Genomic DNA, 19,000 nt, shown 5'->3' with positions numbered 1-19,000 from the left:
TCATGAAGAATGTTTCTATTTATACTGGAATAAATTATAAATACATGCATATATAAGCATGTACTCACATATGGTTTGTTCATATGAAACAAGCATGTATCACATGGTATGTATGGTTAGACAGTTCAGCATCATATAGACCGCATTCCTTTCTACTCCCTTTCATATGGTAATCAAAAAGCTGCTGTATTTTATTCTTACATTTACCGTTTCAACAGCAAAAAAATAAACTTAAATATCTAAAATGATCCATTTTTATAGGATTCATGGCTTACTTATCACCTTTTAAAAGAAATATATGGAGAATCAGGGCATAACATTTGTTTCCGTCTAATTTTTTTCTCTTTTATCATGAAAAGTGAAGACAAAACGATTTTGCCTAAACATTAAAATCATTTTATGCCTATTTAGAAAATCAAATGTTTTTTAAGTGAACTTCATCTTATCGAGGCAAGCCAAGGGAAGGAGTTAGTTGTTTAATGGAGCTCATTGATAATAAATCAAAGAGATGGATAAACATTTTAAAACTGCTTGTTTCAAAAAATAAGTGGTGGAGCCTTCAAGAGATATCAAATGAAAATATCGGCTCAGTTCGTGCGATTCAAAGCGATTTAGAACAAATGAAGTCGTTCCAAACAGAGAACGGAGAGCCGTTAATCCACATAAAGCCAAGACAAGGCATATCGATTTGTTATACACAGACGATTCGAGTGGATTACTACATCAAAGAAATTCTAAAAGATACGATTGAGATTCGATTGATTGACGGCGTTTTCTTTGAACAAAACAGGTCTTTCTATGAATGGATGGACACGCTGAATATCAGTAGATCCACATTGTATAACACCATTCATAAAATCAATTCGCTTCTTATCTCGTATGACATTGAGTTACGACCAGATAGTATGCAGTTCCATGGAAATGAGAAGGAGATTCGTCAATTTTTTGTGGAATTTTTGTTTGAAGTGTATGGAAGCAGGCTTTGGCCATTCGATGATATTCAAAAGCAAGATGCAGTTGATTTTTTACAAAAGCTATTTCAGATGCTCGAAGTCAATTTACCTGATGTGGCTATAGATAAATTTTGCCTATGGCTCGCCGTTTCCATACACCGAGTGAGGAAAAATTTTACCATACGACGCAATTATACGTACTCAATGGATAAGGAAAAACAAACATCTACAGCTAAAGGTATCTATAACCAAATCAAAAACTTGGAAGAACACGTTTGCCAAATGACAAAGGACACTTTTGGTGTTACGTTGGATCGTCACGAATTTGTCTTTTTACTATTGATTGAACCAGCTATTGGCCATTATAAATCAATTGAAACTGTCGAAGAAAAATTGATGTTCTTTCAATCGCATACACCACACCTCTTCGAAGCCATTCATTCCTTTATCAATCAATTGGAGTTGATTTTTCATCAAGAGGTGGCTAATCGCAAGGTGATGACACTGATTCTTCTCCAATATTATGTGTATTCTAGGGAAATTACCGTAAGAGATGGATTTCTTTTCAAAAAGAAATCGAGGTATTTATCAGAGGTAAAAAAACAGCTTCCTCACTTCTATTCGAGGATTACTCATATCATCCAAGAGTTAAAAACAGACGATATACTTGCTTCTTTTGTGAAAAATGAACGAGAATTGATTCGTATCATTACTTCTAACTGGAGGGGGCTTGTTCATTTGGAAATGGATCGGAGAAACGTGTTGAACATTTTTGTCATTTCAACATTAGGTTATAATCATAGTTTGTTGATTGCGGATTTAATTAAATTAAGATTGCCTCCTCTCATTCATATTTTCACAAGTCCAGAAAATACATTAAATGAACTGACAATGGATCGACTTGGGATTGATATGATTGTGACCGATACTGAACTTCCTAATCAATTAGGACGGTCTACGCTGCTGATCAGCTCTTTTCCAACAAAGAAAGAATTGGACAACTTGCACTCAAGATTGGTTGATATGACAAACTAATATTCACAAGAAAAGCTGCTGAGGAGCTCTCAAGCAGCTTTTTTGCTTCTGTATTAATGAAGCGCTATTTGTTCATTCATCAAATCAATGGCGTAAAGCGATTGCTCATGTTCATCTAATAGAAGGTAGACTTTGAGCGGTGCAGCGGTTTGATCTGTCTGCTGCGTGAATAGAACACAAGTAAATTTTTCGATTCCTTCTGGCAGCTTGCTTTTCAGAAAAGGATGAAGAATAGGAGAGATTCGAAGGGTATCAACATCTTTCAGCCAAAGCTCATCTTGTAACGCAGGATAATGGTCAACCAAAAACTGACGAAACACTTCCAATGTACTCAAGGTAGATATCCTCACTTTCTTCTATTTATGTCTTTAAGCTTACCTAAAAACAAACATGTTCAACTCATCCTATGATCTCAGTCCGCCTAGTTTCGCTTACTACTAGAGACACGATGTCATTTTGTCGATCAACTTTACTGCAATGGTTTTTAATATGTATGACGTTTACTATATGAAATACGAATTCCAACCGATGGACCTATGATCATATTCTTATCTGTTTCTTTCGTGATGAAACGACTACTTCCTTCTACAAAATTCCATTTTTATTCTAAAAAGAGGGAAACGGGACAAAAAAGAACAGCTGCTCACTGTTCTTTTAGAAGTTATGAAAGGTCTGTCAAAGAGAACACTTCACCGCTCACTGCATCAACGCCATCATGACAGTCAAGCTTTCCGCATAAAACATATTGTTTTTGCACATCGTCATAGACATAGATGGGTGTAAGTTCGAGGCGTTCTCTCAATGTTTCAAAGGCTTCTTTCTGAGATATGGTGATTTCACTAGCTGTTTGAGATGGATTGAGTATCCCGCACACTTGAAACATCTCTTTTTTATCTATGTAATTAATGGCTTCAAAAGATTCGGCATCAATGAAAACCATGATCTTATCCATAAATCCACAGCCTTCTTGCTCATTTGTTTTTAATATCGCATGGATGCAGCCATGATCGCGGTGGAGTGTTTTTAGCACCCACTTCCCTGTATCCTTTGAATATTTTTGCGCCAAAAAGGTTCGAACCGCTTTGATACACGCAGCCTGCTCTTCTTTTGAGATCGGGAATGTATCCGGTGAAGGCTCCAGTGAGAAGGCTTGTTCAGCAGTAATGTCCTCATTTATATTGATTTCCTTTTTTTCAAAGACTTTGTTTAACGGTTCATTCCACTCCATGACCTGATTCACGTGTAAATAATGTCTTTCTTCACGCCCAATTTCAAACGGTATCGTTCCTGTTCCATCGTTCTTGACATAAATTTCTTCTAACGCATATATAGGGCGGATTCGATTCTGCTCAAAGGCAGGCCAATCAAACCGCTGCACTTGCTGCTGGGCTAAATTCTCGATCCTATCAATAGAAAGCGTATATTCTTCAGTTTTTAGTCGTTTTTTTGCCATAAATGGCCCTCGATGTATATAGTGAATGAGCTGCCCATGTTCATCCCATTTCACTTCGATTCTGCCTGAAGGCGTCACTTTCACACCATCTATTGCTTCTTCGAAAAAAAGTTCCCCTTTCTCCTTTTGATGCATATGAAAATGCTCGCCATAGACCAAGCCTGTTTCTTGTTCGATCCATTGAATGACATGAGCTGGATAAGGCCTCTTAAATGTGACACCATTCTTTGCGAAGGTTTTATCCATGACAAAAATAACCGTTTCAATCTGGCCTGTATTCAAATTCACTTCAATGACGGCTGTGCCGTCCGGGTTTAGATCATCGTCCTCGGGTTCAGCTTCATGAGAAGGAAACCATTCCATATTCAATGTATACACCGTTTCATTGAACATATTGACGTAGCGATGAAAACTGTGTCTTTTTAAATAGTAAAAATCTAAACCAAATTTCGCCTTTGTTTGATCGATCAGTTGTTGAATGTTTGCATTCATTTGTTTCACCTCAAAATGATGATGTTTTATGGAAGAACAAAGGTGACAATAAAGCTGAATATGATGATCGCTGATAATACTCCTAAAACCATTGACATCATGTTTGATTCTTTTGTAAAGCCTTTTAATTCACCTTCAGTCGACCGGTCGATTTTTCTAAAGCGATAAAGCATGCTTATATTAATAAGGGCTAGAGTTACAAATAATAAGAAAAGTAAAAGTATAGGCTGTATGCTTAAGAATGGAATCGTTACATCTTGGAAGCTAAATGACTGAAGGAACATCAGACCACTCAATACCGCTCTCGAAATATTTTCTGATCTCTTTTCTTTCTCCCACTCTTTCCCCAATTTTTCTCTTTCATAAATGGCTATCTGCTCGAAAATAGGAATGAAAGACTTGGTTGATCCTTTTTTAATAAAACCATAAATACTTAGAAAGAGCATGATAATTCCTAAACAAAGAAAGAAATGTGTAAATCGAATGTCAGACAATTGAATCAAGATAAAAAAAGTGACGATCATGATGCCAACTATTAAATTAGAGACGATGATTTGTTTTGACCTCATCTTTTTCAGTGCAGCTTGTTCCATGTAGTACTCCTCTCCGTTTTAAATGTTTGTGTTGAACGCTCTATCTTTATTACGGTTTTAACAAAGAAATGTTTCAATATTTTCCCCTTCGTTGCAGATTCCATTTTTCTGCGGATCTTAAAATCTTTCATAAATAAAAAAAGAATTAAACATTCACTTCCCATCAGTTCAACGAATGTCTAATTCTTAGAAAAACCTACATATACTTAATTAATTCTACTGTTTTAAATAAAATATCTCGTCAATTCACTTGGGCTATACTCTATTTGATACGCAGGAGATAATTCACGTTTCATTTCTTTCGTGATACGCTCTCCTTCTTGATTGAACTTCTTTTCCATGTCTACGCCATTTGGCCGCAAATCATCGGTCTCTTCGTCAAACCAGCGGCCATACTGTATGTTCCAATTCCAGATCTTTGAGAAAAGTGTATCACTCATTGGTACATCATCTCTTTCTAAATGACATTCGCAATACCCACACTGAAAAGGTTCACCGTAATCTCCTTCAATTTTCACAAAAGGATGATCTACAAACTCTCGACAGCATACCCATTTTTTGAAGTTCTGACCGAACTCTGTCAGTTTAATTGAGTAATAACGCATGGAAGTTCGTTTTCCTTTCATGTCAAAAATGCCTTGATCAATTAATGTCTTCAGTCGATATTCAATAAAATCATCGCCGATATACTGATCTAAATGACCAATGACTTCTCCTATTAGACGTGGAGTGACGATGTACTCCTCTTCTGGCGCGGACTGATGAAGCCGCTTAGCCATTTTCACTAAATAAGCATCAAATTCATCTTCTGGTACGCTGATCACTTGTCCTTTTTTCCATATCCGCAGCGTATGATTTTCTTTAGCAAGTGAAAGCCATTCATTTTGTAATCTTTCTCTCTCTTCTTTTGTCACTGGGTGAATATGCTCTTTACTCTCGTACAAAATTTTAAATTTTTCAGGTATGATTTCGCCGGAATGTCGAAGGATCATTCTTCTAGTATTCGTATTGAACAGCTGATCAAATGCTGTCGTTATATTGATTACAGACAATTCAACCCTTTTTTCTTTTAATAAATAGACGGCATATCGCAAGCCAATTTGCTCATGGGCATTACTGCCTGCCCAGATGAGAATACGACTGCCAGCTTTTATTTCTCTTATTTGCTGAAGCATTCTGTGCTGATCGTTAACCATGTCGTCAAAATAGCCAAATTCGTTTGACATCACGTTACGCAGCCATTCTATACGGTTCGCTTGTCCTTCATCTTCGTGTAAATGTAGAAGTGGTCCAATCGAATAAATATCATCAAAAGCGATGATATCATCTATTTGATCTTGCTTCATTTCACGTATTGCTTGTTTTAAACTACCGGCAGCTGCCGCCCCAAATATGATATGTATCATTATTCGTCTCCCTTTATCTTACAGTTTATTTCATCTTCACCTATTCATGGTTCTTTCGTCAATTCTATTGAGTCAATTTCATTCAAAAGTATGACAAAGAGACGATAAGATATATACAGAAGAAATGAATGCAGAATCGAGGAGACAAATGTTCTTACAGCGTGTAGACAAACCCTCGCATTCGGTGTCAGGCCTGCGTGCCGGTGCTCACGAATGTCAAATTCGCTCCGCGCCAGTGCTCGTCCTTCCTAGACTGCAAAGGTTTTCTATCACGCTGAAAAGAAGACAAAGAGCTAAAATAAAAATCATTTTAGCCCTTTGTCAACAATCTGCTTAGACTTTTTATTTAAAAAGGAAAAAACAACTAAACCCGTTGTACAGCAAGCTGTCCAACAAAAAAAACCGAACGAAAAGGGGCACTTGGTGTGTACAAAATAGATATTCAACTCTCGCAATTGCCAAAAGATTTTCTTTTTTGAATGATGTAATGATAGAAAATCATTCGTCTTCAACGGGTTACTCTCAAATTGACCATATCGTCATCTCGCCGCATGCCTTGTTCATAATTGAAACGAAGAACTATCAAGGTACAATTTACGGTGGTAAAAAGCGCAAGACTTGGCTGGTAAACGGAAAATTTCCGTTTATGAGTCCACTCGCTCAAAATTATGGGCACATCCAAGCCATCAAGCACTGCGCAAAAAATTTGATTGATATCTTATCAGTCGTTTCTTTAATCTCATTTACGAAGCGATGTACATTTAAAGTAGATGAAGAATTAAGGAAAATTCCTTCAAATGAGTTAGTCATTTATGATATAGGATTAGTTCATGTAGAATGGCACTTGTTACAGAAAAGGACAACGATATTCATAGTTTATAAAAACACTTATTAATTATTATAACCCAAATAAGCACTTGATCCTTCTGGATATCCCCACATATATCCAATAAAAACGACAATAATCTCCTATGTTTGACCATTTATTCAAATTAAACCCATCATATGTTATAATTTGTTTTTCAGGAGGGATTAATATGGTTGACTTTACAAACGCGTCACTTGATTTCTTGGTTATACATAAAGTTGGAAATAAATTAAAACAAGAAGGTTATTTAGCTTCTAATTCACCTCCCATATTAAACGAACAAGAAGGAATAAATGCGCAGGAAACTTTAATGAATTACTTTTTAAAATCATTCAATTATGATAAAACGTTTCAATTTTCTCATACAAATGATCTGAAATTTAATGAAGTATACACATACTGTAACAACATTTTTGCAGATAAGAATAATAATTTCACAGATGAATCAATTAACATTCTAAAGCATCTTTACAATCAGTCCGACCATCCAAATATTAAATCTGGAGAACTTTATATAGCATACTTATCCTCTTGTGTAATCAATGGGAAATTAATTGATGCGATAGGTATTTTTAAGTCCGAAAACAAAGATATATTTTTACAAGTTGAACCTTCTGATAAAAAAATCATCTTGAATTTTGAAAAAGGAATACATACAAAAAAGTTAGATAAAGGTGCACTAATTTTAAATATTGAAAAAGATAATGGTTATCAAGTGTTCCTTGTTGATACATCAAATAAAAAAATTGATGAATCGAAATATTGGAAAGAAAATTTTTTAGGGGCTACAGACATCACAAACGATTCTTATTACACTCAGAAGTTTTTGAATATTTGCAAGGAATATTCAAAAACTTACACCGAGATAGAAGAAAATCAACCAATATTAAAAAAAGTAAATTTCCTTAATAAAGCTATAGAATATTTGGAAGACAACACCAAATTTCAGTTGGAAGAATTCACCTCTAAAGTTTTTGAAGATAAGAAGTCTATTACTTCATTTGAAAGTTTAGTTGAAAATAATTATTCTAATAATCATCAACTTTTAACAAAGGAATTTTCTATAGAACCGGCCTCATTGAAAAGAGAAATAAAAAGATTAAATGAAACCATTAAATTGGATGATCACATTGAGATAAAAATCAAAGTTAAAAATTCAAAAAAATCAAATAGCGAGAATATTGAAAAAGGTTTTGATCAAGAAAAAAATATGCATTACTATAAAATTTTCTTTAATAAAGAATCATAAATAAGGAGTTGCAGTCATGGGTGAAAAAGAAAAAAAATCTGGGGAAGCTGGAGAACGCGTAGCAAAAAATTTTCTTCGACTTATTGGTTGGAAGAATCTGATCGATGGAATTGACATTACGTGTTTTAATCCCGAAAAACACCAAATAAGTGAAGGGCCAAGAAAAAAACACGGATTAGATTTTTTCACAATGTATAGTTGTCCACTTTTCACCAAATATGTAAATAGGGTGCCTGTTTCGATGAAGTATCGAAAAAAATACAAGTCTAGACCAACAAACGAGCTAAAAAAGTTCATCAAGGATATCGATGATGCTGCAGGATGTATTAAGTTATCTAGCATCTCAAATGTGCGAGGATTTAACAGAAGTGAAAAGAAGCTTACAGAATGTATTATATGGCTTGCATATGAAGAAGATCCAAAAGCCAACATAATAAAAGAAATTGATGATTTTAGAACACCAGAAGATACAAATTATGAAACTGTAATTTTAATTGACAACTTTAGAATAAACTTTATACTAGGATGTTTAAACTTCTTAAAACTAAACTTTCCTGAAAAAACATACAATTACTATTATACCCGCACTAGTTTTAATTTAGAGATTGATAAAAGAATAAGTGAAGGACCTATTCTTCCAGTTGAATACTTAGCGTCTAATATTTTGTTAATCAAAATGGTTGACAGAGATTCAAAAAACCCTACACTTGTAATATTTTCAGCTGAACCATTCGACGAAGATGACTTTAAAAAATTCATTGGAATTGCCAACACTATATCCGATAACTGGCCTACAAAAATTCTTATTTGTTTTCCTGATTATCATGAGCTCTCACATGAACAATCTATTAATATAGTAAAGTCACAATTTGAAGATAAAGATTTTGCAGATAAAATCTCAGCACTTAAATTCGATTTTGGTGACTTTAGAGCACTGGAGGTGGAAAAAGTTGATTACTGATCTTGACTTTATATTACCACATGGAGATATTTTGAAACCTTTTCTTTCATCATCAGAAATTACCGACTCTGATTTAAAAAAAATGTTAGCTAAAAAGGGAATTTATGTACCTGACTCAAACCCTCATAAAACAATACCTTTATTATGTTGTAATGTTTTATCTCCATCAGAGTTTCAATTTTTGAAAGAAAATCAAAAAAGAAAAGAAGACAGCATAAAACGTAGATCTCGCAGTATTGATTTAAAAAATGACATAAACTTTCCTCAGGAAGTTAGTTCACTGGACTTTGATTTTGACCGTTTATTAAACTACGACAACAACATATGTAGAATAAAAGATTCTCCACAATTCAACTTTGAAAATACAAATACAGCAAGCTTGTCTTATACAATTGAACGTGAAGACGTGACCAAAAATTTCATGGAGCATAAAACAACTCATGATGCAAAGATAACACTTGTAAAGAATGAAGATAATCAAGTAGATATTATTGCAGAACATACTTCAACCGAAACCAAGCGGATAAACGAATTAATAATTAAAGAAGCGATAAAACAGTTTAAGGATAAAGGGTGCGTTCAAAAAGACACTGCTCTAAAAAAACTTACTTCCAACATTTTGCCTACGGAAGATAGAAATAAGTTTCTTTTTAGATTGTTAAACAGTGACCTGGTAGATAACTTTAATTTCAATCAAGTTTCAAATATCCGCTTAGGCCCTAACTCGGATTACAACAATCCACCTCAACAGATAAAATGGATGGAAGAAAAAGTGAAAAAAGTTGTGTTAAACGGTGAGGCTATTGACCGATCTGAAATTTTTACTGATCCTGAATGTCTCAAAGCCATCATTATTGAAGAAATTGAAGCCAGTTTTAATGCACGTTTTAGATCTCATGAAATAAGCTGTAAGGTAACTTTTGGTTTTACCAATCTCCTTAAAAATATAGAATCAAATAATGCAGAATTTGAGTTTAAAATTACCCCTAAAATTGGATTCATGTCTTTGAATAAAAATGCTGTAAGTCAATTCTTGTACGAATCTTTTGATTACATAAAAAATAAAGTTTTATCAGAATTTATACAGTTGTAATTACTTTCTTCCTTTAATAGGACCCAAACACGGTACTCATTTTATCAGGAGACTCGATAAAAAATCTTAACCTGATGGTTTTAGCAAGTACTTTTCCAAATAATAAATAAAAGCCCCGATTATTCTGGGCTTTTATTTGCTACTTATTTTATTCGTTCCACTAATTGGTTTTTTAGAGTCTTCTTGAAATGTTAATTGGATTATATTATTATTTAGTATGTGGTGATTATCAAAGATAACATGTTCTTTTTTGTCTTATACAGAACTTGGACTGATGCTATAATATATGTTCTCTTAGTCTTCCAATAATTCAATATCATGAAACTTAAAATAATAAGTATTATTATTCACCACATTTAATATCCTACTATAAATTATTGCAAGTCTATCCATTTATTTAATCGTCAAACTTATATTCTCTTTAAATACTAAATAATTCCTAAAACATCACATCTTTTACACCACTACAGCCATTTGCTTTAACGTAAAACCTAATTCCTTGTACAGAAAAATCCGATTGACCTCAAGCAGCTGCTCAGCTGAATAATACCAGTATCCCGAATCTTGATCGATCTGCTTAGGCTTTAATAAATCAATTTGGTCATAATACCTTAAGGTTTTGACAGGGACTTTACTTAACATAGAAAAATCACCGATTTTAAACATCCTGCATCTCCTCCGTTTTGTTGATCTGATCAAAGTATAAACCTTTCAGTAAAGGGGAAAGTCAATAGAAGAATTTAATATTCAGTCGTATTATCATTAGATTAAGTTGAAGAATGCAGACTCCAACTTCGCATTCATCTAACAGTCTCCATGAAATAACTGCTGTTACGCAAAAAAACCTAGATTTCTTAAAATCTAGGTTTTGCTAATTTTAAGATTCTGATTACATTGAGTTACTTTGTAAATTTATATCTATTATCGATTAAAGTTTTTCTAGCAATCCCATCTGGAGAAAAAGCCTCAGTTAAATTTGTTTTGCTTTTCATTTGATCACTCCAATAATTGAAATAAACCGCTCACCGCTCTTACTCCAAACAATCCAATCTTTCAAGATACTTTAACATGGCTCCACTTATAAAAGAATCGAATATGGCACCATCGCAAAACCGCTCAGCACTCACCACTCCCATGATGAGGGCAAGTACACACTGCGCATTTAAATTTGAGAGGTCCACATTCTCAATATCGTTCAATCCACCTTCAATGCCATTTTCTTTGAGGATTTCTCTGTAGCAGATAAGCTCCATTTCTTGATGTTGTTCTGCAAAGGTATAGACATCTTCGATAAAGCGTTGGACCGTTTCGGAATAATGCACAAAAGGCATCTGGATTGGGTGTTCAGCTGTTCCATCACTTTCTTGATCGATCACCCATTCTCCGATATGGTCCTCGCGGAGCATCGGTATGTATTTTGTTAGACTCTTGAATTGACTCATTTCCATCCTCCCCTATCTCATTCATATGGTTTACTCTGATCGACACCTATGGATCAGTATTTAAAAAAATCCGTGATTATCCTACCAGCTAGACACCAGTATTCAAATCACGGACAGTTTTATTCACTTCACTTTTTTACACTCTTACCATTGATACAACGGTCTCTACATGCGCGGTATGCGGAAACATATCAACTGGCTGCATGTATTCGATCTTGTAGTCTTTTGACATGTATTCAAGATCTTTTGCTAGGGTGGATGGGTTGCAAGAGACGTAGACAAAGCGTTTTGGTTTGACTTGTTTGACGGTGTCTAAGAAGGTGCGTTCGCAGCCTGTTCTTGGCGGGTCGACGACGATGACGTCAGGACGGAAGCCTTCTTTGACCCATTTTGGCAGCCAATGTTCAGCTGTTCCTGTTACATAGGTCGCGTTTTTCATGCCGTGTTTTTTGGCATTTTTCTTGGCATCATCAATCGATTCTTTGATGACATCCATTCCTCGTACTTCTTTGGCGCCATCTGAGAGCCACATCCCAATGGTCCCAACGCCGCAATACGCATCGACAACCTTTTCTTTGCCAGTCAGTTTGGCCGCTTTTTTCGCTTCATCGTAAAGCTTTAGCGTCTGCTTTGGATTCAATTGGAAGAAAGCACGTGCACTCAATTCAAAGGAAACGTCTCCTAAAAATTCTTGGATGACCATATTGCCAGCTAGGTGAGATGTTTGATGGCCGAAGATGACTGATGTTTTTTCACCATTAATATTGTGCATGATAGACGTCACTTCAGGCAGTCGTTTTTGAATGGCTTCTGCGATTTCTTTTTTCTTTGGAAATTCAGGTTTTGATGTGACAAGAACGACTTGTACTTCACCTGTTTCAAAGCCGACACGCACGACAATCGAGCGTACGTCGCCTTTTCTTGTCCGTTCATTGTAGACCGATACGCCGAACTTCTCTAAAATTTTGCGGACAACGCCCGTTGTTTTGTTCGTTTTTGGATGCTGTACGATACATTCTTTGATCGGTACAAGCTTATGAGAATTCAGTCCGTAAAGTCCTGCAATGATGTCTCCACTGTGAGAACGTCCTACTTGGAACTGACTTTTGTTACGGTAATGCCACGGATCTTCCATACCGATCGTTGGCCTGATATCAAGCTTTTCAACCGATAGCTTCGTATGGCGCTCCATTGATTGAATGACAATATCACGCTTTTCATTTAGCTGCTGCTCGTACGCCAAATGCTGAAGCTGACAGCCGCCGCACTCTTCGTATACGGGGCATGGCGGTTTGACTCGATGCTCGGAGCGCTTTCGCACTTTCCTCACTGTACCTTCTGCATATTTTGCTTGGACATTCGTTGCTTCAACGACCACTTCCTCACCTGGAAGCGCACCTGGGACAAAGACCACTTGCTTTTTAAAATAACCGACCCCTTCACCATTAATCCCAAGGCGTTTAATGGTAAGCGGGAACTGCTGTCCCTTTTGCAAAAGGGCACCTTGCTGTTTTTCTTTCACTTTATTCTCTCCGTTCTATTTGAACCCTTAATAGGTTGTCTTCATTTTATTCCATCTCATTAGTATACCACGTCTTAGACAAAGAGAGAAAATGCCTTTCATTTATTTATCTGTCTCAATGCTTCTCCATAAATATAAAGAAGCGTAGCTTAAATATGGGGTCCATTCCTTGCTTAGCGCTGACATCTCTTCTTTTGTCGGTTTTTCAGGCAGGTCGAAGTGCCGTTTGATTGCATTTTGAATGCCGATATCTGCCATCGGAAAAAGATTTGGTCTTCCAAGCCCATTCATGAGCACATTTTGAACCGTCCAAGGTCCGATCCCTCTAATCGGAAGCAATCGCTCTTCTACCTCCAGATCAGATAAATCGTGTAATTCTTCTAAACAAAGAGAGCCGCTCACGATTCGTTTCGACACATCGATGACATATTCTGCTTTTCGCTGACTAAATTGAAGCTTTCTTAAATCATCTGTTTCAAGAGAGGCAATGGTTTCTGGTAAAGGATCAAACCATACACCTTCTATTTGCTCGCCGTACGTATGGACAAATCGTTTCGTGAGCTCGTAAGCAAACGAAAGATTAAGCTGCTGATGAATGATGCATTTCATTAAACAATGATATAAATGAAAATCCAGCATGAGCGGCGTTCCGATATGCTGCTCAAAAATGGGTGCTAGATTGGTTTGAGAAAAATGGTCTTGAATCATGTGTAATTGATGCTCCATGCCGAATATCCGTTTCACCTCAGAAAGAAGGGGTTCCTCTGGGCCGTTTGATCGCACCCGAAACATAGGCGAATCTTTTGTTCCAGTAGCTTGAACGATGACCACGTACGGTTTTTCCCCTAATCTGATCGGCACTTTGATTTCTCTTTGACTCAAATCGACTGCTTTTAATGGATCACTTGATAAGCGTCTAAGCACTTGATCGAAATGATATGGCGGCTCTACTGCAAGCTGTTTTTCCCACATACATGTCCTCTTCCTTTCTGCAAACATACACAGATGTGATTGTTTCATTTTGCATGAATGATTCTCTAGATTGAATACTTTTAAACATAAAGAGTACAAGAATTTATCAGTTATATCTTCCTTATTTGTGGTCATTCTCCTTTTGGATAGACGAAAGTTTTTAGTCGAATTCAGCTAAAATTCGACAGCACCCTTCAACATTTTAGGCTCATTTTCCTTAAATTAGAAATAGAACTTCTGGGTGATATCTTCCATTCTAAAAACATTTGTATAATTATGACATATCAAGGAGGTGAACAAAGAAATTAGCGGATTAGGCAATCATTTGTTTTATCTTGCAGGAACATATTTACCTCATTGATGACCGGCTTCACTTAGTTTCACATTTTACGAAAAAGAAGACCCAAAATTTAAAAACAAAGGAGATCCGACCAATGAAAAAAACAATTCTTTCTGTTGCCCTTGCCACTGCTGTTTCTTCGACACTGCCAGTATTCGCTGACGCTGCTGAGCCAAAAACTTCAGCACCTGTTTCTACTACACTTCAGCAAACTGTCTTAAACAAAGCTGCTGAAGGTAAAGCTGGCACTACGGCTAGCCCTAATGTTAATGTAAACTTTGATGTTCTTGGGATTGCCAATGCCATTGTTAACGCGGTAAACGCAAATGCAAACCGTTCTGGATTCGTTAAAGGCGTCATGGAAAGCACATTCTACGCTGCTGGCGGCAGATATAACGTTATGGTTTTTAACCTAAGCCAGAACTACGAAGATCGTTTTAACGGCGTAAAAACTTTCGCTACTGCTAATCTTGGTAATGTTGTTTATGGTATTTGGGTATTCGAAAGCGGTACATTTAAAAATAACGGCGATGGCGGCTGGGATAACTGGGCGTTTAGAGGCTGGTTTGACCGCCAAGATAAATTCGTTACGTTCCACCGTCCTTAATTCTCTTGATTTTATCCATCAATCATACACGCACATTGAACCGATCTCAAAAATGAGATCGGCTTTTTTTATGAAGAAAAACGTATAAGTTCACCGGCGCTGCTTCATGATATAATGCAAGTCTGGAGGGGTGCACATGCTGAGAAAACTTGCAGTGACTAAAAACGGCGACTTGATTGAACATGCAACATTGCAGCAGCTTTCAAGCCCCGATATCGCCTGGTATTGGATTGATTTTCATGCGCCAACGGAAAAGGAAGCAGCGCTTTTGAAGGAATATTTTCATTTCCATCCGCTTGCAATTGAAGATTGTTTTCATTATTTACAGCGGCCCAAGCTTGATTTTTATGAAGGGTATTTGTTTTTCGTGCTGCATGCCCTTAATCAAAAAACGCTTCGTTCTGAGGAAGTCGATCTATTTGTTGGTGAAAACTATATCGTGACCTTTCATTTGAAGGAAGCGCCGTACGTTGAACGTGTGATTCGAAAGCTCAAAGGATCTGATAAAGCGAAAAACAGCGGACCTGAGCATATTGCCTACATGCTGATTGATCAGCTTGTTGATGATTATTTCCCAATTATTTATCAAATTGAGGACAGGCTGAATGAAATTGAGGATGAAGAAGGGCATAAAACGTATGGCACGTTAATGAACGAAGTATTCGGGATTCGATCAGATTTGCTCAAACTGCGAAGAACGATTATCCCGATGAGAGACCTTTTATATCGTATTGTGAACACAAATATGATGAAAAGCGACCCAAACCGCCAAGCGTATTTTAATGATATTTATGATCATCTATTAAAACTAACCGAAATTGTTGAGTCAAACCGTGATATGACAGCCGATTTACGAGACAGCTATCAGACGCTGAATTCCAACCGGATGAATGCGATTATGATGACTTTGACCATTGTGTCGACCATTTTTATTCCACTAACCTTTATTGTTGGGGTGTACGGAATGAACTTTGACAACATGCCTGAATTACACTGGAAGTACGGATATTTTGGCGTGCTGATTTTCATGGGTCTGCTCGTCTCTGGAATGCTTTTGTGGTTTAAACATAAAGGGTGGTTTAGGATTTTTAAATAATGTTTTGAGAGAAGTGCTTGGGAGGAAGATCATATGGAAAACTGGATTCCACTGAAAGACAAAGAATTAAAATTCGCCTGGAAGACATTTGCTCGAGAGTTCAAATTTAAACCAAGCATCTCTCGCTTTCCCGCTTTTCAAGTACCCTCTCCTTACATCACATATGATATCTCTGCTTATTTTGAGGACTCTTCTCTTCTACATACAGATGAAGATCTTGAAGAAAAGGCACTGCTCTCTTTTCAGGAGAATATCACCGGAACGGACGAATATATGCTGGCACTTGATTGGCAGCACGAATGCTACTGGATCACACCATATGGCTTGTTTGAAAAAGATGAATTTGGAGAATGGAAAGTTCCTGTTCTCCCTAATGGGGATTACTATTTCTTTTTATCAAAAGAAATGGATTGGGGCCTGCTAGGACATCCTTGGGAGCAAAGCATCACAATTTTCGGCGAGGGCTTGATTGACTCTTTTGCACGTCATCACCCTCTTTTGTTTCAGCGTAAAATCAGAGAGGGATAATCAAAAAGCCTGCAGGTCTTCTGCAGGCTTCTTTCTATAGCTGTGGCAGATGCCATACTTTATCAAGCATGAGATCGTCTAGACTTTTAAAGGAATATCCTTGTTTTTTCAGAGCGGTGATGGCATCATCCAGCGCTTCAGCATTGTCTCTTGAGACGGTATGAAGTAAGTAAATGGCTCCTGGGTGCGCCTGCTTCATCATTTGATCGTAAGCATACTGTTTTCCTTTTTGATGATGGATATGCCAGTCCACAAACGCCACTGACCAGAAAACGGTTTGGTAGCCGAGCTGTTTTGTTTCTTTTAATACCCGTTCACTGAACACACCGCGCGGCGGACGAAGATAGAGGTTATCTTGTTTTCCTGTGATTTTGTACACAGCTTCATTGACACGGTCCAGTTCTTCTTTGATTTCTTTTGTGCTCTTTGTTGTTAAATCTGGATGATGATAGGAATGGTTGCCAATGATATGACCTTCTTCTGCCATACGTTTGACAAGCCCGGGCTGGTCCTTTACAAAGTGACCTGTCACAAAAAAGGTGCCTGGTACTTGATGTTTTTTCAGCACGTCTAAGATCTTGGGTGTGTACCCATTTTCATAGCCATTGTCGAAGGTAAAATAAATCTCTTTCTTTTTCGTGTTGCCTAAATAGAACGCATCATACTTTTTTAACAGTGCCGTTAATTCTTTGCCCGCATCCGGCGGCCTGTGCTCTTTACTTTTCGCAAATCCCCAGTGGATGGGCTTATTAGACACGGCTGCCGCTTCTGAGAGAGGCATGGAAACAAAAAGCGCACATAAACAGATCAGCATGTATTTTTTCATTTACGTCACTTCCCGGTTTTTCTTCTATTGTGCAGAATAAGACCGAGACTCATACACCGATTCACCTGCCAATTTAAAGAAAAAAGCCCGCATCACGCGAGCTATTCTTCCTTCCAATCGTTTTTAAACCGTTCATATTTCGCTTCCAGGTCGTCAATCATCTGGATCAGTCTGTCTATATCCTCAACGTCTGTTGATTCGGGATCTAATGAATCAATCACATTCATAAACATATCTAATCGGTTCTTTAAATAATCAACCTGCTGCTCTTTGCTGTCTGCTGCCTTACCCATCGATACACTCCCTTTAGCATTTGTTTATAGCTTATCTTTTTTTCCCTTGCGAATCAATTGTGTCCCCCTTGCGTATAACCGTGATGAGGCTTAAAATTAACTGTTGGCGGGTCTACGTTTGCCCGAATGAAAAGGAGATAGATACCATGAACCAAAAAACAGCACTTCGTCCGATTACACCTGCATACGACCCCTGGGAAGCCTATCTCGATGTGCAGGATTACGGAGAAATGAAGCTGACAAATATTGAATTTACGACAACAACGCTGTGTAACATGAGATGCGAGCATTGTGCGGTCGGCTATACCTTACAGCCTAAAGATCCGAATGCGCTGCCGATTGATTTGTTACTTCGCCGTTTAGATGAAGTTCCGCTTCTGCGCTCACTTAGTATTACAGGCGGAGAGCCCATGCTTTCTCTTAAATCTGTACGGGAATATGTCGTCCCTTTATTAAAGTATGCCCATGAACGCGGCGTCCGTACACAGATCAATTCAAATTTAACCCTTGATTTGGCGCGGTATGAAGAAATTATTCCATACTTAGATGTCCTTCACATTTCACATAACTGGGGCACTGTCGAAGAGTTTGCAACGGTCGGTTTTGCCATGATGGATCGAAAACCAACCTTTGAGCAGCGCGAGAAATTATTTAACCGTATGATTGAAAATAGTCAGGCACTTGTCAAAGCGGGCGTAACCGTATCCGCAGAAACCATGCTGAATAAGCGCACGCTTCCATATATCGAACACATCCACCGGCAAATCGTCGAGGAAATGAAATGCCAGCGCCACGAAGTTCACCCGATGTACCCAAGTGATTTCGCCAGCGCCCTTGAATCATTGACGCTTCCGCAAATGCGGGATGCGATTCATCAGCTGCTTGATATTCGTGATCAAAACACCTGGATGCTGTTTGGCACCCTGCCGTTTTATTCATGCAGCACAGATGAAGAAGACCAGCGACTCCTCAATCGATTGCGCCAGGAGAAAAATGTCACGGTACGAAATGACCCTGATGGACGTTCACGGTTGAATGTGAATATTTTTGATGGGAATATTATTGTGACAGACTTTGGCGATACTCCGCCGCTTGGAAACATTGCAACTGATACATTGCAATCAGCCTATACACGCTGGATGGACACAAAATTAGCAAAAGAACTGAATTGTCATTGCCCGAGCGTGCAGTGCCTCGGTCCGAATGTTCTAGTGAAAAACAGCTATTATCAAGATGTTGATTTTACTTCTCGAACAGCCAGGGGGTAACCG

At 37.4% G+C, this 19,000-nt stretch carries 18 protein-coding genes and 1 pseudogene; 9 read left to right on the top strand and 10 right to left on the bottom strand.

Annotated elements, in window-relative coordinates:
* Positions 1 to 479 precede the first annotated feature (479 nt).
* Entirely contained in the window at positions 480 to 1,988 is a 1,509-nt protein-coding gene (locus M1D81_RS04005; protein ID WP_456265563.1) for a helix-turn-helix domain-containing protein, read from the top strand.
* Between the two features lie 53 nt (positions 1,989 to 2,041).
* Here the strand turns inward: M1D81_RS04005 and M1D81_RS04000 are convergent, their stop codons facing one another.
* From M1D81_RS04000 to M1D81_RS03985, 4 genes are all read right to left on the bottom strand, one after another.
* A complete protein-coding gene (locus M1D81_RS04000; protein WP_212048789.1) occupies positions 2,042 to 2,323 on the bottom strand; it encodes a hypothetical protein in 282 nt (93 codons plus the stop codon).
* Positions 2,324 to 2,649: 326 nt separating this feature from the next.
* Positions 2,650 to 3,933 (bottom strand): hypothetical protein, encoded by a 1,284-nt coding sequence (locus tag M1D81_RS03995; protein WP_456270890.1) that lies wholly within the window; start codon positions 3,931 to 3,933, stop codon positions 2,650 to 2,652.
* A gap of 26 nt (positions 3,934 to 3,959) precedes the next feature.
* The gene (locus M1D81_RS03990; protein WP_456265566.1) at positions 3,960 to 4,526 is read right to left on the bottom strand and encodes a hypothetical protein; all 567 of its coding nucleotides are present in this window, start codon (positions 4,524 to 4,526) and stop codon (positions 3,960 to 3,962) included.
* Positions 4,527 to 4,750: 224 nt separating this feature from the next.
* Positions 4,751 to 5,932, bottom strand: coding sequence for a DUF1835 domain-containing protein (locus M1D81_RS03985; protein ID WP_456265567.1), 1,182 nt, complete (start codon positions 5,930 to 5,932; stop codon positions 4,751 to 4,753).
* Between the two features lie 487 nt (positions 5,933 to 6,419).
* On the opposite strand from M1D81_RS03985, the gene M1D81_RS03980 reads away from it, so the two are divergent.
* From M1D81_RS03980 to M1D81_RS03965, 4 genes are all read left to right on the top strand, one after another.
* Positions 6,420 to 6,827 (top strand): nuclease-related domain-containing protein, encoded by a 408-nt coding sequence (locus M1D81_RS03980; protein WP_456267163.1) that lies wholly within the window; start codon positions 6,420 to 6,422, stop codon positions 6,825 to 6,827.
* A 142-nt stretch (positions 6,828 to 6,969) separates the two neighbouring features.
* The gene (locus M1D81_RS03975; protein WP_456265568.1) at positions 6,970 to 8,049 is read left to right on the top strand and encodes a nucleoid-associated protein; all 1,080 of its coding nucleotides are present in this window, start codon (positions 6,970 to 6,972) and stop codon (positions 8,047 to 8,049) included.
* A gap of 16 nt (positions 8,050 to 8,065) precedes the next feature.
* Positions 8,066 to 9,010, top strand: a complete 945-nt coding sequence (gene gapS4a, locus M1D81_RS03970) for a GapS4a family protein (protein WP_456265569.1) — start codon at positions 8,066 to 8,068, stop codon at positions 9,008 to 9,010.
* Positions 9,000 to 10,103 (top strand): hypothetical protein, encoded by a 1,104-nt coding sequence (locus M1D81_RS03965; RefSeq protein ID WP_456265570.1) that lies wholly within the window; start codon positions 9,000 to 9,002, stop codon positions 10,101 to 10,103. Before gapS4a ends, M1D81_RS03965 begins: the two co-directional genes overlap by 11 nt.
* 468 nt (positions 10,104 to 10,571) lie before the next feature.
* Here M1D81_RS03965 and M1D81_RS03960 read toward each other — a convergent pair.
* From M1D81_RS03960 to M1D81_RS03945, 4 genes and pseudogenes are all read right to left on the bottom strand, one after another.
* A pseudogene (locus tag M1D81_RS03960) lies at positions 10,572 to 10,769 on the bottom strand (MerR family transcriptional regulator); the annotation flags it as partial.
* 365 nt (positions 10,770 to 11,134) lie between these two features.
* Positions 11,135 to 11,545, bottom strand: coding sequence for a DUF6508 domain-containing protein (locus M1D81_RS03955; protein ID WP_456265571.1), 411 nt, complete (start codon positions 11,543 to 11,545; stop codon positions 11,135 to 11,137).
* A 136-nt stretch (positions 11,546 to 11,681) separates the two neighbouring features.
* Positions 11,682 to 13,067, bottom strand: a complete 1,386-nt coding sequence (rlmD, locus tag M1D81_RS03950) for a 23S rRNA (uracil(1939)-C(5))-methyltransferase RlmD (RefSeq protein WP_456265572.1) — start codon at positions 13,065 to 13,067, stop codon at positions 11,682 to 11,684.
* A gap of 102 nt (positions 13,068 to 13,169) precedes the next feature.
* Positions 13,170 to 14,039, bottom strand: coding sequence for a DNA-3-methyladenine glycosylase family protein (locus M1D81_RS03945; protein WP_456265573.1), 870 nt, complete (start codon positions 14,037 to 14,039; stop codon positions 13,170 to 13,172).
* A 434-nt stretch (positions 14,040 to 14,473) separates the two neighbouring features.
* Between M1D81_RS03945 and M1D81_RS03940 the strand changes: the two genes are divergently transcribed.
* From M1D81_RS03940 to M1D81_RS03930, 3 genes are all read left to right on the top strand, one after another.
* The gene (locus M1D81_RS03940; RefSeq protein WP_456265574.1) at positions 14,474 to 14,986 is read left to right on the top strand and encodes a stress protein; all 513 of its coding nucleotides are present in this window, start codon (positions 14,474 to 14,476) and stop codon (positions 14,984 to 14,986) included.
* 136 nt (positions 14,987 to 15,122) lie between these two features.
* Positions 15,123 to 16,082 (top strand): magnesium/cobalt transporter CorA, encoded by a 960-nt coding sequence (gene corA, locus M1D81_RS03935; protein ID WP_456265575.1) that lies wholly within the window; start codon positions 15,123 to 15,125, stop codon positions 16,080 to 16,082.
* 33 nt (positions 16,083 to 16,115) lie between these two features.
* Positions 16,116 to 16,610, top strand: coding sequence for a DUF2716 domain-containing protein (locus M1D81_RS03930; RefSeq protein WP_456265576.1), 495 nt, complete (start codon positions 16,116 to 16,118; stop codon positions 16,608 to 16,610).
* A 34-nt stretch (positions 16,611 to 16,644) separates the two neighbouring features.
* Here the strand turns inward: M1D81_RS03930 and pdaA are convergent, their stop codons facing one another.
* A complete protein-coding gene (pdaA, locus tag M1D81_RS03925) occupies positions 16,645 to 17,436 on the bottom strand; it encodes a delta-lactam-biosynthetic de-N-acetylase (RefSeq protein WP_198457190.1) in 792 nt (263 codons plus the stop codon).
* A 101-nt stretch (positions 17,437 to 17,537) separates the two neighbouring features.
* Positions 17,538 to 17,729 (bottom strand): SE1561 family protein, encoded by a 192-nt coding sequence (locus M1D81_RS03920; RefSeq protein WP_012009274.1) that lies wholly within the window; start codon positions 17,727 to 17,729, stop codon positions 17,538 to 17,540.
* Positions 17,730 to 17,875: 146 nt separating this feature from the next.
* Here M1D81_RS03920 and yfkAB point away from each other — a divergent pair, with 146 nt between their 5' ends.
* Positions 17,876 to 18,997 carry a radical SAM/CxCxxxxC motif protein YfkAB gene (gene yfkAB, locus M1D81_RS03915; protein WP_041106321.1) on the top strand — a complete coding sequence of 374 codons (1,122 nt, stop codon included), beginning with the start codon at positions 17,876 to 17,878 and terminating at the stop codon, positions 18,995 to 18,997.
* Positions 18,998 to 19,000 lie beyond the last annotated feature (3 nt).

It is taken from the genome of Bacillus sp. JZ105 (genome assembly GCF_053903125.1).
Note: the sequence above shows the minus strand (reverse complement) of the source record. Positions and strands in the feature narration are given on the sequence as shown.

What these genes read in the sequence shown, in the direction of transcription:
- M1D81_RS03955 (WP_456265571.1), bottom strand. Translation starts at nt 11,545, where the DNA reads ATGAGTCAATTCAAGAGTCTAACAAAATACATACCGATGCTCCGCGAG.
- M1D81_RS03930 (WP_456265576.1), top strand. Translation starts at nt 16,116, where the DNA reads ATGGAAAACTGGATTCCACTGAAAGACAAAGAATTAAAATTCGCCTGG.
- M1D81_RS03940 (WP_456265574.1), top strand. Translation starts at nt 14,474, where the DNA reads ATGAAAAAAACAATTCTTTCTGTTGCCCTTGCCACTGCTGTTTCTTCG.
- yfkAB (WP_041106321.1), top strand. Translation starts at nt 17,876, where the DNA reads ATGAACCAAAAAACAGCACTTCGTCCGATTACACCTGCATACGACCCC.
- pdaA (WP_198457190.1), bottom strand. Translation starts at nt 17,436, where the DNA reads ATGAAAAAATACATGCTGATCTGTTTATGTGCGCTTTTTGTTTCCATG.
- M1D81_RS03985 (WP_456265567.1), bottom strand. Translation starts at nt 5,932, where the DNA reads ATGATACATATCATATTTGGGGCGGCAGCTGCCGGTAGTTTAAAACAA.
- M1D81_RS03980 (WP_456267163.1), top strand. Translation starts at nt 6,420, where the DNA reads ATGATAGAAAATCATTCGTCTTCAACGGGTTACTCTCAAATTGACCAT.
- corA (WP_456265575.1), top strand. Translation starts at nt 15,123, where the DNA reads ATGCTGAGAAAACTTGCAGTGACTAAAAACGGCGACTTGATTGAACAT.
- gapS4a (WP_456265569.1), top strand. Translation starts at nt 8,066, where the DNA reads ATGGGTGAAAAAGAAAAAAAATCTGGGGAAGCTGGAGAACGCGTAGCA.
- M1D81_RS03975 (WP_456265568.1), top strand. Translation starts at nt 6,970, where the DNA reads ATGGTTGACTTTACAAACGCGTCACTTGATTTCTTGGTTATACATAAA.
- M1D81_RS03945 (WP_456265573.1), bottom strand. Translation starts at nt 14,039, where the DNA reads ATGTGGGAAAAACAGCTTGCAGTAGAGCCGCCATATCATTTCGATCAA.
- M1D81_RS03920 (WP_012009274.1), bottom strand. Translation starts at nt 17,729, where the DNA reads ATGGGTAAGGCAGCAGACAGCAAAGAGCAGCAGGTTGATTATTTAAAG.
- M1D81_RS03990 (WP_456265566.1), bottom strand. Translation starts at nt 4,526, where the DNA reads ATGGAACAAGCTGCACTGAAAAAGATGAGGTCAAAACAAATCATCGTC.
- M1D81_RS03995 (WP_456270890.1), bottom strand. Translation starts at nt 3,933, where the DNA reads ATGAATGCAAACATTCAACAACTGATCGATCAAACAAAGGCGAAATTT.
- M1D81_RS04005 (WP_456265563.1), top strand. Translation starts at nt 480, where the DNA reads ATGGAGCTCATTGATAATAAATCAAAGAGATGGATAAACATTTTAAAA.